Source organism: Variovorax sp. M-6, from assembly GCF_052114385.1.
Classification (GTDB): domain Bacteria; phylum Pseudomonadota; class Gammaproteobacteria; order Burkholderiales; family Burkholderiaceae_C; genus Variovorax.
The window spans coordinates 167,436-179,643 of record NZ_JBFREQ010000008.1; the positions used below are offsets into that span (position 1 = coordinate 167,436).

The window sequence follows — 12,208 nt, forward strand, 5'->3', positions numbered from 1 at the left end:
AAAAAGGCACGGAGCCCGTTCATGACCCTCGCAGACATCCAGCAGGCCGCCGGCCTGACATCGCCGATCCGCCATCAGCTCTTCATCGATGGCCGCTTCGTCGACGCGGAATCGGGCGAGACGCTCGCCACGCTGAACCCGCACGACAACTCGACCATCGCCGACGTGGCGCTCGCGGGCAAGGCCGACGTCGACCGCGCCGTGGCCGCGGCGAAACGGGCCTTCTCGGCCTGGAGCCGAATGGCGGCCGCCGATCGGGGCCGCATCCTCCTCAGGCTTGCGGACCTGATCGAGGCCAATACCGAGGAGCTCGCCCGCCTCGAATCGCTCGACACCGGCCACCCGATCCGTGATTCGCGCAAGCTCGACGTGCCGCGCACCGCGGCCTGTTTCCGCTACTTCGGCGGCATGGCCGACAAGTTCCAGGGCGAGACCATTCCGGTCGAGGCCGGCTTCCTCAACTACACGCTGCGCGAGCCGGTCGGCATCGTCGGCCAGGTGGTGCCGTGGAATTTTCCGCTGATGTTCACGAGCTGGAAGATGGGGCCCGCGCTCGCGGCCGGCAATTGCATCGTGATGAAGCCGGCCGAGATCACGCCGCTGAGCTCGCTCAAGATCGTCGAGCTCATGGCCGAGGCCGGCATGCCCGACGGCGTGGTCAACATGGTGCCCGGCCTCGGCAACGTCGTGGGCCAGTACATCGCCGAGCACCCCGAGATCGCGAAGATCGCCTTCACCGGCAGCACCGCCACCGGCCGGCGCGTGGTGCAGGCCAGCGCCGGCAACCTCAAGAAGGTGCAGCTCGAGCTCGGCGGCAAGGGGCCCAACATCGTGTTCGACGATGCCTTCCTGCCGGCCGCCGTCAACGGCAGCGCCTGGGCCATCTTCCACAACCAGGGCCAGGCCTGCATCGCGGGCTCGCGGCTGATGCTGCACGAGAAGATCGCCGACGCCTTCCTCGACCAGTTCATTCCGCTCGCGCAGTCGATCCGGCTCGGCAACCCGCTCGACGACGCGACCGAGATGGGTCCGCTCACGAGCGCGCAGCACCGCGAGCGCGTGCTGAGCTATGTCGAGGTCGCGAAGGGCGAGGGCGGCGAAGTGCTCGCCGGCGGCAAGTCGCCGGGCGGTGAACTGGCGCGCGGCTGCTATGTCGAGCCGACGGTGGTGCGCGCCAAGTCCTATCGCGACCGTGTCGCGCAGGAAGAAGTGTTCGGCCCCTTCGTGACCGTGCTGACGTTCAAGGACGACGAGGAAGCGATGCAGATCGCCAACGGCACCGACTACGGCCTGGGCAGCGGCCTGTGGACCCGCGACCTGCAGCGGGCCCACCGCGTCGCGCGCGACCTGCACGCGGGCATGGTCTGGATCAACAGCTACAAGCGCGTCAACCCCGGCTCGCCCTTCGGCGGCGTCGGCCAGAGCGGCTACGGGCGCGAGATGGGCTTCGACGCGATGCGCGAGTACACGCAGGTCAAGAGCGTGTGGGTGAACATCGACGCCCAGATCCCGCCGCACTTCGTGCGCTGAACCTTCGAACGAAAGAGAACATGCCTTCTGTTGCGATCAGGTCTCTCATTGCGTGCGTCATCCTGGCGGGTGCCGCCGTCACGCTCCATGCCCAACAAGCCTGGCCGACCAAGCCGGTGCGCCTGGTGGTGGCGTTTCCGCCCGGCGGCATCGTCGACAACGTCGCGCGCCAGTTGCAGCCTCGCCTGCAGGCGGCGCTGGGGCAGCCCGTCATCATCGACAACCGCAGCGGCGCCGGCGGCACCGTGGGCGCGGCAGAGGTGGCCAGGGCCGCGCCCGACGGCTACACCCTGCTGATGGTGTTCGACAGCTATGCGACCTATCCGCTGGTCTATCCCAAGCTGAGCTTCGACATCGCCAAAGACCTGCAGCCGGTGACGCAGATCGCGAGCAATCCGCTGGTGCTGGTCGTGAATCCCAGGGTGCCGGCCAATGACTTCAAGAGCTTCGTCGGCCTGCTCAAGTCCCAACCCGGGCAGTACAACTACGCGAGCGTGGGACCGGGATCGAGCAACCACCTGACCGCCGAACTCTTCAAGGCACAGACCGGCACCTTCGTCACCCACATTCCCTACCGGGGCGGCGGCCCGGCGCAGCAAGACTTGCTGGGCGGTCAGGTCGAGATGATGTTTCTTTCGGCCGTGCTCGCGCAGCCGCATGTGAAGGCCGGCAAGTTGCGTGCGCTGGCGCAGACCGGCGCGCAGCGCGCCCCCGCCTACGCCGACACGCCGACCGTGGCCGAGAGTGGCTACCGCGGATTCGAAGTCAACTCCTGGGTCGGTCTGCTGGCGCCGGCCGGCACGCCGCGCAGCGTGGTCGATCGGCTGCAAACCGAGGTGCGCAAGATCGTGACGGATCCGGCCTTCGATCAGCGTCTGCGCGAACAGGGCCTGACGGGCATCGCGGGCACGCCCGAGCAGTTCGTCGTCGTGCTGCGGGCCGAACAGGACAAATGGACACGGCTGGTGCGCGAGCGAAGCCTGAGCCTTGAATAGGACATCGGCGATGCGCGACTTCATCTACACCAGCCATCCGCAGCGCGTCGTGTTCGGCGCCGGGTCGCTCCGGCACCTGGTGCGCGAGATCGACGCGCTGGGCGCGCGGCGCGCGCTGGTGCTCTCGACGCCCGGGCAGCGCGGGCAGGCCGAGCGCGTGGCCGACATGCTCGGCGCGCGGGCGGCCGGCATCTTCGACCGTGCCGTGATGCACGTGCCGATCGAGACCGCGCGCGAAGCCCGCGAGGTCGCGCGGCGGCTCGGCGCCGACTGCGCGGTGGCCCTCGGCGGCGGCTCGACCACCGGGCTGGGCAAGGCCATCGCACTCGACTCTGGCTTGCCGATCCTCGCGATCCCGACCACCTACGCCGGCAGCGAGATGACGCCGATCTACGGCCTCACCGAAGCCGGCCTCAAGAAGACCGGCAAGGACCCGAGGGTGCTGCCGCGCACCGTGATCTACGACCCCGAGCTGTCGCGCGGCCTGCCCGTGGGCCTCAGCGTGACCAGCGGCATCAATGCGATCGCGCATGCGGCCGAGGGCCTCTACGCGCAGGACAGCAACCCGGTGATGGACCTGATGGCGCAGGAAGGCATCGCCGCGATCGCGCGCGCCCTGCCGGCGATCCGGTTGCGGCCCGAGGACATCGAGGCGCGCGCCGACGCGCTCTACGGCGCCTGGCTCTGCGGCAGCGTGCTCGGCAGCGTCGGCATGGCGCTGCACCACAAGCTGTGCCACACGCTGGGCGGCAGCTTCAACCTGCCGCATGCCGAGGTGCACACCGTGGTGCTGCCGCATGCCATCGCCTTCAATGCCGAGGCGGCGCCCCGTGCGATGGCGCGCATCGCGCGGGCGCTCGACGCCGGTTCCGCGGCGCAGGGGCTCTACGCGCTCGCACGCGACAACGCGGCGCCCGTGGCGCTCAGGGACATCGGCATGCGCGCCGAGGACCTCGACCGTGCGGCCGATCTCGCGGTGAGCAATCCCTACTGGAACCCGAGGCCCTTCGGCCCGGCCGAGCGCGACGCGATCCGCGCGCTGCTCCAACGCGCGTTCGACGGCGACCCGCCCGGCTGACGCTGCCAGCGATTCCTTGTGCAGGAAGAGAAAGAAAAGGAGACAACCATGACATTCAATCGCAGACAGTTCACCCAGGCCGCGGCCGCACTGGCCGCCGTCGGCGCCGCGCCGCGGGTCTTCGCGGCCGACACGATCAAGATCGGCTACGTATCGCCGCAGACTGGCCCGCTCGCGCCCTTCGGCGAAGCGGACAAGTGGGTCATCGACCAGATGAAGATCGCTTTCAAGGACGGCATCGCCGTCGGCGGCAAGAAGTACGCGGTGCAGATCGTGCTGAAGGACAGCCAGTCGAACCCCAACCGCGCGGGCGAAGTCGCCAATGACCTGATCCTCAAGGACAAGGTCGCGCTGGTGCTCACCGCCGGCACGCCCGAGACCGCCAATCCCGTGAGCGACGCCTGCGAGCTCAACGAACTGCCCTGCATTTCCAGCGTGGTGCCATGGCAGCCGTGGTTCTTCGGCCGCAAGGGCGATCCGGCGAAGGGCTTCAACTGGACCTACCACCTGTTCTGGGGCCTGGAAGACGTCATCGCGAACTTCACCAACGGCTGGAAGTCGATCCCGACCAACAAGAAAGTCGGCGGCCTGTTCCCCAACGATGGCGACGGCAACGCCTGGGGCGACAAGGAACTGGGTTTCCCGAAGCCGCTTTCGCAGATGGGCTTCACGCTGATCGACCCGGGCCGCTTCCAGAACGGCACGCAGGACTTCAGTGCGCAGATCGCGGCCTTCAAGGGCGGTGGCGTGGAGATCGTCACCGGCGTGGTGATTCCGCCCGATGCCAAGACCTTCCTCACGCAGGCCCGCCAGCAGGGCTTCAGGCCGAAGATCATCACGCTCGGCAAGGCGCTGCTGTTCCCGGGCGCGATCGATGCGCTGGGCGAGCTCGGCGACGGCCTGTCGACCGAGGTCTGGTGGAGCCCCTCGCATCCCTTCACCTCGAGCCTGACGAAGCAAAGCGCCAAGGCCCTGGCCGAGGCCTACGAGACCGGCGCGAAGAAGCAATGGACGCAGCCGATCGGCTTTGCGCATGCGCTGTTCGAGGTGGCCGCGGACGCGCTGTCGCGGGCCAGGTCGTCCAAGGCTTCGGATGTGCGCGACGCGGTGGCGGCCACCTCGCTCGCGACCGTGGTCGGCCCGGTGAAGTGGGGCGGCCAGGGCCCCTTCAAGAACGTCAGCAGGACGCCGCTGGTGCTCGGCCAGTGGGGCAAGGGCAAGAAGTACAAGTACGAGCTCACCATCGTGAGCAACGAGGCCGCGCCGAACATCCCGGTCGGCGGCGCGCTCAGGCCGATGCCGGGCTGAACGCGATGACCCTTCTCGCGCTCCACGCCGTCAGCAAGTCCTACGGCGCGCTCAAGGTCACCGACGGCATCACGCTCGCGGTGACCGAGGGCGAGACGCTGGGCATCCTCGGGCCGAACGGCGCGGGCAAGACCACGCTGTTCAACCTGATCTCGGGCGACGTGCGGGTGGACGCGGGCAGGGTGGAATACGCGGGGCGCGACGTGACCACGCTGAAGCCGCACCAGCGCTGCCACGCGGGCATCGGCCGCAGCTACCAGGTGCCGCAGCCCTTCGGCAACATGAGCGTGTTCGAGAACCTGGTGACGGCGGCCTGCTTCGGCGCGCAGGAGCGCGAGCAGGAAGCCTGGCAGACGGCGCACGAGGTGCTCGCGCAGACCGGGCTGATGGCGCGGGCGAACCAGCCGGCCGGCGGTCTCACCCTGCTCGACCGCAAGCGCCTGGAACTCGCACGCGCGCTCGCCACGCGGCCGAAGCTGCTGCTGCTCGACGAGATCGCGGGCGGCCTGACCGAGCCCGAGGCGCGCCAGCTGGTCGAGGAGCTGCAGCAGATCAAGGCGCGCGGCGTCACGATGATCTGGATCGAGCACGTGGTGCATGCGCTGCTGTCGCTGGCCGACCGGCTGTTCGTCATCAACTTCGGGCAGAAGCTGGCCGAGGGCGAACCGCGCGCGGTCATGAACGACCCCGAAGTGCGGCGGGTGTACATGGGGATGGAGGTATGACGGCACTGCTCTGCGCCGAGGGCCTCCAGGCTTTCTACGGCGACGCCCAGGCCCTCTTCGGCGTCGACTTCGAGCTGCACGCCGGCGAGCTGCTGGCGATCATCGGCGCCAACGGGGCCGGCAAATCGACCTTCCTCAAGTGCCTGACCGGCCTGGTGCGCGCGCCGCGCGTGGCGATCCGATTCAAGGGCGAGGCGATCGGCGGATTGCCGCCCGGCGAGATCGTGCGGCGCGGCCTGGCGATGGTGCCCGAGGGTCGGCGCCTGTTCGCCAGCCTCAGCGTCGAAGAGAACCTGTTGATGGGCGCCGCGAGCGGCCGTGCCGGTCCCTGGAACCTGAAGCGGCTGTACGAGATGTTCCCGATCCTTGCGCAGAAGCGGCGCGAGCCCGGGATGGCGCTGTCGGGCGGCCAGCAGCAGATGGTCGCGCTGGGCCGCGCCCTCATGAGCAACCCCGAGGTGCTGCTGTGCGACGAGCTCTCGCTGGGCCTGGCGCCGATCGTGATCCGCGAGATCTATGCCGCCATGCCGCGCATCACGTCCGAGGGCATGACGGTGGTGATCGTCGAGCAGGACGTGGGCATGGCCCAGCAGGTCTCGCAGCGCGTGTATTGCCTGCAGGAAGGGCGGGTGTCGCTGACCGGGCGCTCGCGCGATCTGACGCGCGAGCAGATTTCGCAGGCGTATTTCGGCCTCGAGACGCACGCGGAGGCGGCGCCATGATCGAAACCCTGATCCAGGGCCTGCTGCTCGGCGGCCTCTACACGCTGTTCGCGCTCGGCCTGTCGCTGATGTTCGGTGTGATGCGCCTGACCAATGTCGCGCAGGGCGACTTCATCGTCCTGGCGGCCTTTGCCGCCATCGCCGGCGTGTCGCTCACCGGCAGCGCGCCGCTGTGGGTGGTGCTGGCGGTGCTGCCGATCGCGTTCGGCTTCGGCTACCTGCTGCAGCGCCACGTGCTCAACCGCACGCTGGGCAAGGATCCGCTGCCCTCGCTGGTCGTGACCTTCGGCCTCTCGATCGTGATCCAGAACCTGCTGCTGGAGCTGTTCTCGGCCGATCCGCGCGCCCTCGAGATCGGCCCGCTGGCCACCCGGTCGCTGCAGCTCACCGATTCGCTCGCGCTCGGCGTGCTGCCGCTGGTCGTCCTGGCCGTCGCGCTGGCGGCCACGGCGGCGATGCAATGGATGTTCGCGCGCACGCCGCTGGGCCGGACCTTCCGCGCCGTCTCGGACGATCGCGAGATCGCCGAGCTGATGGGGCTCAAGGCGAACCAGGTCTACGCGCTGGCCACCGGCATCGCCTTCGTGCTGATCGCGATCGCCGGTGCGCTGCAGGGCATGCGCACCACGGTGTCGCCATCGGACGGGCCGTTGCTGCTGCTGTTCGCCTTCGAGGCGGTGATCATCGGCGGCATGGGCTCGTTCTGGGGCACGCTGGCCGGCGCGATGATCCTCGGCATCACGCAGCAGATCGGCTTCCGGCTCGATCCGGGCTGGGGCATCTGGATGGGCCACCTGGTCTTCCTGGGGGTGCTCGTGCTGCGCCCGCAAGGGCTTTTCCCCAAGACGCGCGGCTGAGGCCCCAACCATGGAACCGGTCATGACGAACAGGACTTTCGACGTGGTGCGCAGCACCGCCGCGAGCCGCTCGGCGCTGTGGGTGGCGGGCGCGCTGGTGGTGCTGGCGGCGAGCCTGCCGTACTGGGGCGAGTCGAGCTGGATGCGCGAATTCGTCGAGATCGCCTGCTACTTCATCTTCGCGATGATGTGGAACCTGCTGGCGGGCTACGGCGGCATGGTGAGCATCGGGCAGCAGGCTTTCTTCGGCTTCGGCGGCTACGTGATGCTGATGCTCGGCAACTTCGCGGGACTGAATCCCTTCCTCGCGATTCCGTTGGGCGCGCTGGCGGCGGGAGCGATCGCGGTGCCCGTGTCCTTCGTCGCCTTCCGCCTCTCGGGCGGCTACTTCGCCATCGGCACCTGGGTGATCGCCGAAGTGTTCCGGCTGAGCTTCGCCAATGTGTCGGCGGTGGGCGGCGGCTCGGGCACCACGCTCACGGCCCTGCGCGGCATCGAGCGCGCGACGCGCGAGAGCGTCACCTACTGGATGGCGCTGGCCTGCGTGGTGGCGGCGATCGCGCTGGTCTACCTGTTCCTGCGCAGCAAGCGCGGGCTGGCGCTGCTGGCGATCCGCGACAACGAGGTCGCGGCCGAGTCGCAGGGCATCCCGGTCGTGCGCATGAAGCTCGCGGTGTACGTGGTCGCGGCCTTCGGCGCCGGCCTGGCGGGCGCGCTGTACTTCGTGGGCAACCTGCGCATCAGCCCCGACGCGGCCTTCAGCGTCAACTGGACCGCGTTCGCGATCTTCATGGTGGTGATCGGCGGCATCGGCCGCATCGAAGGACCGATGCTCGGCGCCCTGATCTTCTGGGCGCTCAACAAGTTCCTGAGCGACTACGGCACCTGGTACCTGCTCGGGCTCGGCCTGCTCGCGATCCTGGTCACCATCTTCTTCAAGCAGGGCCTGTGGGGTTTCGCCCAGCAGCGCTGGGGCTGGTCGCTGTTTCCCACGCAGCGCCGGCTGTCGGCGCCTGCGGCCGCCCCTAAGCGCTCGATGCCCGCCGCACGTCCCCCCGAACTGGAGCTCCATCCCCATGCGAAACATCAATGAACACACCATCACCGCCGCCGTGCTCGATCGCATGGCGGGCTGCGAAGACCCGCGGCTGAAAGAGGTGCTCTCGGCCCTGGTGCGCCACCTGCACGACTTCGCGCGCGAGGTGAAGCTGACCGAGGCCGAGTGGGCGGCCGGCATCGAGTTCCTGACCGCGACGGGGCAGAAGTGCAGCGACAAGCGGCAGGAGTTCATCCTGCTGTCGGACACGCTGGGCCTGTCGATGCTCACGGTGGCGCTCAATCATGCGAAGAGCGCGCAGGCCACCGAGGCGACCGTGTTCGGCCCCTTCCATGTCCAGGGGGCGCCGCGCCTCGCGCTCGGCGCCGACATCTCGGGCGGCGCCAAGGGGGAGCCGCTGTTCGTGCAGGCCACCGTTCGCGGCCGCGACGGCGAGCCCGTCGCCGATGCGGAGGTCGACGTCTGGGAGGCCGACGCCGAGGGTTTCTACGACGTGCAGCGGGCCGGGCTGGACCGGCCGCAGGGCCGCGCCGTCTTTCGCACCGATGGCGAGGGCCGGCTGTGGTTCCGCGGCGTGATGCCGGTGGCCTATCCGATCCCGACCGATGGTCCGGTGGGTGCGATGCTGCGGGCGACCAAGCGCCATCCTTGGCGGCCCGCGCACGTCCATTTCATGATCCAGGCGCCGGGCTACGAGACGCTGATCACCCACGTGTTCCGCGATGGCGACATCTACCTCGACAGTGACGCGGTGTTCGGCGTGCGCAGCTCGCTGATCGGCGACTTCGCGTCGCACCCCGAGGGCACCGCCCCGGACGGCAGCCTGCAGACCCAGCCGTTTCACACGCTGGCGTTCGACTTCGTGCTGGAGCCCGCCGCGCGACGCTGAGCTGTGTCCATAATCGTCACGATGCAAAGCCACAGTTCGCCGACCCCTCCGCACGAGGCGCTCGCGCCGCACACGCCGCTGCCCGCCTACTACGGCGACGAGGCCGAGCACCAGCAGTTCCTGCGCCGCATCTTCGACGACACCGCGCCCGACTACGACCGCATCGAGCGGGTGCTCGCGCTCGGCTCGGGGCCGTGGTATCGGCGCTCGGCGCTGCAGCGCGGCGGACTGCAGCCCGGCGCGCAGGTGCTCGACGTCGGCATCGGCACCGGGCTGGTCGCCCGCGAGGCGCTGACGCTGATCGGCGCGCGCGGGCAGCTGGTGGGGGTCGACCCGAGCCCCGGGATGATGGGACAGGTCTCGCTGCCCGGCGTCGAACTGGTTCGCGGCCGGGCCGAGGCGCTGCCGCGGCCCGACGCCAGCAGCGATTTCATCAGCATGGGCTATGCGCTGCGCCACATCGCCGACGTGAACGCCGCCTTCGCCGAGTTCTTCCGGGTGCTGCGGCCGGGCGGCCGGCTGCTGGTGCTGGAGATCAGCAAGCCCGAGGGACGGGTCGGCACGGCGGTGCTCAAGGCCTACATGCGCGGCGTGGTGCCGTTGATCGCTCGCGTGGTGGCGCGTGGCCATGACACGGCCGAACTCTGGCGCTACTACTGGGACACGATCGAGGCCTGCATCGCGCCGGAATCGGTGCTGGCGGCACTGCGCGCCGCCGGCTTCGAGGGCGTGAAGCGCAATGTCGAACTCGGCATCTTCTCCGAATACACCGCGACCAAGCCGGCCTGAGAGGCTCCCCAACCCGGCCTCCAGCCTGCAGCACCCCGGCATGAAGTCACCCGCATCGTTCGTCCTGCCCTCCCGCCGCCGCTTGTTGTACTGGATCCTGGGGGTCGTTGTGCTCACGGCCCTGGCCTGGGCGGTCGTGCGCTACGTCAGCCCGGCGCCGCCGCGCTCGCTCGTGATGAGCACCGGTGCGGCCGACGGCGCCTACCACCACTTCGGCGAGCGCTACCAGGAGATCCTGCGCGCCAACGGCATCCGGCTCGACCTGCGCACCTCGAGCGGCGGGGTCGAGAACCTGCAGCGGCTCAACGACGGCACGGTGTCCGTCGGCTTCGTGCAGGGCGGAACCGGCCTGCTGGCGCAGGACCCCGACGCCCCCCCCGAGTCGACGCCGCTGCGCTCGCTGGCCACCATCGCCTTCGAGCCGGTCTGGATCTTCACCCACAGCCTCGACCTGTCGAAGGGGCTGGCCCCCCTGGCCGGCAGGCGCATCGCCGTCGGCGTTCCGGGCAGCGGCAACCACAAGGTCGCGACCGAGCTGCTGGCGGCCTATGGCGTGGTCGCGGACGGCCCGCAGGGCACCACCTTCGTGAGCGAAGGCGGTATGGCGGCGGCGGAACTGCTGGCCGACCGCCAGGTCGATGCCGCGATCATCATCGCCGCGGCGCAGGCCCCGGCGGTGCAGAAGCTGCTTGCGGACGACCGCGTCCGGCTGGCTTCGCTGGACCACGTGGAGGGGCTGGCGCGGCGCTTTCCGTACTTCCAGCCCGTGACCCTCAAGCGCGGCTCGGTCGACCCGAGGCGCGACCTGCCGCCCCAGGACATCCGGCTGCTTGCCACCACCGCCAACCTGGTGGTGCGCGACGAACTGCATCCGGCGCTGGCCTACCTGCTGCTCGAGGCAGCGCGGCAGGTACACCGGCAGCCGAGCATCCTCGACCGGCCCGGCGATTTTCCGAGCCCCACCGGCACCGATTTCCCGCTGGCGTCCGAGGCCGAGCGCTATTTCAAGAATGGCCGGCCGTTCCTGCAGAGCTACCTGCCTTTCTGGGCCGCGAACTACGTGCAGCGCCTGCTGCTGCTGCTGCTGCCGCTGGCGGCCATCCTGCTGCCGTTGGCCCGCGTGCTGCCCGAGCTCATCACCTGGCGCCGCCAGAGCGGGCTGTACCGCCGCTACGGCGAACTGAAATTCCTCGAGCAGGACCTGGCCTCGCGCAAGCTCGATGACCGGGAGCGGCTCGAGGCCCGGGCGAAGCTCGACCGGATCGAGGACGAGGTGATCCGGACCAAGTTCCCGCTCGATTTCACGGACCGGGTCTACACGCTGCGCCAGCACGTGGACTACGTGCGCGCGCAGCTGCAGCGGCAGGGGGAGAGCAAGGGCGTGTAGGCAGCGCGCGCCCTACAACATCCGCGAGATCTCCCGGGCCGAGGCCAGCAGGGCCGGCAGCATCGTGTCCTGCATCACCTTGGCGCTGGTGCGGTTGGCCTGGCCGCTGATGTTGAGCGCGGCCACGGTGCGGCCCGCGCGATCGACGATCGGCGCGGCGATCGAGACCAGCCCTTCCTCCAGCTCCTGGTTGACCAGGCACCAGCCTTGCCGCCGCGCCTGCGCCACCTTGGCGAGCAAGGCCTCGATGTCGGTCACCGTGTGCTTGGTGAAGGCCTCGCGGTTCGAGGCCGCGAGCCGCGCATGGAGCTCTTCTTCGTCGAGGTCGGCCAGCAGCAGCCGACCCATCGAGGTGCAATAGGCCGGCAGGCGCGAACCGACGCCCAGGCTGATGCGCATGATCTTGTGGGTCGGCACCCGCATCACGTAGACGATGTCGGTGGCGTCGAGCACTGCGGCGGAACACGACTCCTTCACCTGCTGCACCAAGGCCTCCATGACCGGCTCGGCCCGGTTCCAGATCGGCATCGACGACAGGTAGGCGAAGCCCAGGTCGAGGATGCGCGGCGTCAGGCCGAAGAGCTTGCCGTCGCTCGCGACATAGCCCAGCGTCTGCAGCGTGAGCAGGATGCGGCGCGCGCCGGCGCGCGTGAGGCCGCTGGCGGCCGCCACCTCGCTGAGCGTCTGGCGCGGCGCGCTGGCGCTGAACGAGCGGATCACCTGCAGCCCGCGCGCGAAGGACTGCACGTAGCTGTCGCCGGGCGCGGGTGCAACGGGTTGTTTCTGCTGGGTTGCCATGGCGGGGGATTGTCCTTAGAATTCATTATACGAACAACTGTTCGACATGCGAACAAATTCCGCGCCATCGACC

At 69.4% G+C, this 12,208-nt stretch carries 12 protein-coding genes; 11 read left to right on the forward strand and 1 reads right to left on the reverse strand.

All coding sequences use genetic code 11. From position 1 onward, the window contains the following. The first annotated feature begins 66 nt into the window (after positions 1-66). The 11 genes from AB4Z46_RS11910 to AB4Z46_RS11960 are packed head-to-tail and all read left to right on the forward strand — an operon-like array spanning position 67 to position 11,337. Positions 67-1,530, forward strand: a complete 1,464-nt coding sequence (locus AB4Z46_RS11910; RefSeq protein WP_442283770.1) for an aldehyde dehydrogenase family protein — start codon at positions 67-69, stop codon at positions 1,528-1,530. A 20-nt stretch (positions 1,531-1,550) separates the two neighbouring features. After that, positions 1,551-2,525: a tripartite tricarboxylate transporter substrate binding protein gene (locus AB4Z46_RS11915; RefSeq protein ID WP_442283698.1), complete on the forward strand. Its 975-nt coding sequence runs from the start codon at positions 1,551-1,553 to the stop codon at positions 2,523-2,525. 10 nt (positions 2,526-2,535) lie between these two features. Then, entirely contained in the window at positions 2,536-3,603 is a 1,068-nt protein-coding gene (locus AB4Z46_RS11920) for a maleylacetate reductase (RefSeq protein ID WP_442283699.1), read from the forward strand. 48 nt (positions 3,604-3,651) lie between these two features. Then, complete coding sequence (locus tag AB4Z46_RS11925; protein WP_442283700.1) at positions 3,652-4,911, forward strand: ABC transporter substrate-binding protein; 1,260 nt, start codon at positions 3,652-3,654, stop codon at positions 4,909-4,911. Positions 4,912-4,916: 5 nt separating this feature from the next. Further along, positions 4,917-5,636 carry an ABC transporter ATP-binding protein gene (locus AB4Z46_RS11930; protein ID WP_442283701.1) on the forward strand — a complete coding sequence of 240 codons (720 nt, stop codon included), beginning with the start codon at positions 4,917-4,919 and terminating at the stop codon, positions 5,634-5,636. Next, positions 5,633-6,358: an ABC transporter ATP-binding protein gene (locus tag AB4Z46_RS11935; RefSeq protein ID WP_442283702.1), complete on the forward strand. Its 726-nt coding sequence runs from the start codon at positions 5,633-5,635 to the stop codon at positions 6,356-6,358. Before AB4Z46_RS11930 ends, AB4Z46_RS11935 begins: the two co-directional genes overlap by 4 nt. Then, positions 6,355-7,215: a branched-chain amino acid ABC transporter permease gene (locus tag AB4Z46_RS11940; RefSeq protein ID WP_442283703.1), complete on the forward strand. Its 861-nt coding sequence runs from the start codon at positions 6,355-6,357 to the stop codon at positions 7,213-7,215. The genes AB4Z46_RS11935 and AB4Z46_RS11940 overlap by 4 nt, the downstream gene beginning before the upstream one ends. 22 nt (positions 7,216-7,237) lie before the next feature. Further along, positions 7,238-8,308 (forward strand): branched-chain amino acid ABC transporter permease, encoded by a 1,071-nt coding sequence (locus AB4Z46_RS11945; RefSeq protein WP_442283704.1) that lies wholly within the window; start codon positions 7,238-7,240, stop codon positions 8,306-8,308. Further along, complete coding sequence (locus AB4Z46_RS11950; RefSeq protein WP_442283705.1) at positions 8,292-9,161, forward strand: intradiol ring-cleavage dioxygenase; 870 nt, start codon at positions 8,292-8,294, stop codon at positions 9,159-9,161. The genes AB4Z46_RS11945 and AB4Z46_RS11950 overlap by 17 nt, the downstream gene beginning before the upstream one ends. Before the next feature lie 21 nt (positions 9,162-9,182). After that, on the forward strand, positions 9,183-9,950 hold the full coding sequence (locus tag AB4Z46_RS11955; protein WP_442283706.1) for a class I SAM-dependent methyltransferase: 768 nt from the start codon (positions 9,183-9,185) through the stop codon (positions 9,948-9,950). Between the two features lie 40 nt (positions 9,951-9,990). Continuing rightward, the gene (locus tag AB4Z46_RS11960; protein ID WP_442283707.1) at positions 9,991-11,337 is read left to right on the forward strand and encodes a TAXI family TRAP transporter solute-binding subunit; all 1,347 of its coding nucleotides are present in this window, start codon (positions 9,991-9,993) and stop codon (positions 11,335-11,337) included. Positions 11,338-11,349: 12 nt separating this feature from the next. On the opposite strand, the gene AB4Z46_RS11965 is transcribed toward AB4Z46_RS11960, so the two are convergent. Continuing rightward, the gene (locus AB4Z46_RS11965) at positions 11,350-12,135 is read right to left on the reverse strand and encodes an IclR family transcriptional regulator (RefSeq protein WP_442283708.1); all 786 of its coding nucleotides are present in this window, start codon (positions 12,133-12,135) and stop codon (positions 11,350-11,352) included. Between the last annotated feature and the right edge of the window lie 73 nt (positions 12,136-12,208).

What these genes read in the sequence shown, in the direction of transcription:
- AB4Z46_RS11965 (WP_442283708.1), bottom strand. Translation starts at nt 12,135, where the DNA reads ATGGCAACCCAGCAGAAACAACCCGTTGCACCCGCGCCCGGCGACAGC.
- AB4Z46_RS11955 (WP_442283706.1), top strand. Translation starts at nt 9,183, where the DNA reads ATGCAAAGCCACAGTTCGCCGACCCCTCCGCACGAGGCGCTCGCGCCG.
- AB4Z46_RS11945 (WP_442283704.1), top strand. Translation starts at nt 7,238, where the DNA reads ATGACGAACAGGACTTTCGACGTGGTGCGCAGCACCGCCGCGAGCCGC.
- AB4Z46_RS11925 (WP_442283700.1), top strand. Translation starts at nt 3,652, where the DNA reads ATGACATTCAATCGCAGACAGTTCACCCAGGCCGCGGCCGCACTGGCC.
- AB4Z46_RS11960 (WP_442283707.1), top strand. Translation starts at nt 9,991, where the DNA reads ATGAAGTCACCCGCATCGTTCGTCCTGCCCTCCCGCCGCCGCTTGTTG.
- AB4Z46_RS11920 (WP_442283699.1), top strand. Translation starts at nt 2,536, where the DNA reads ATGCGCGACTTCATCTACACCAGCCATCCGCAGCGCGTCGTGTTCGGC.
- AB4Z46_RS11950 (WP_442283705.1), top strand. Translation starts at nt 8,292, where the DNA reads ATGCGAAACATCAATGAACACACCATCACCGCCGCCGTGCTCGATCGC.
- AB4Z46_RS11940 (WP_442283703.1), top strand. Translation starts at nt 6,355, where the DNA reads ATGATCGAAACCCTGATCCAGGGCCTGCTGCTCGGCGGCCTCTACACG.
- AB4Z46_RS11915 (WP_442283698.1), top strand. Translation starts at nt 1,551, where the DNA reads ATGCCTTCTGTTGCGATCAGGTCTCTCATTGCGTGCGTCATCCTGGCG.
- AB4Z46_RS11930 (WP_442283701.1), top strand. Translation starts at nt 4,917, where the DNA reads ATGACCCTTCTCGCGCTCCACGCCGTCAGCAAGTCCTACGGCGCGCTC.
- AB4Z46_RS11935 (WP_442283702.1), top strand. Translation starts at nt 5,633, where the DNA reads ATGACGGCACTGCTCTGCGCCGAGGGCCTCCAGGCTTTCTACGGCGAC.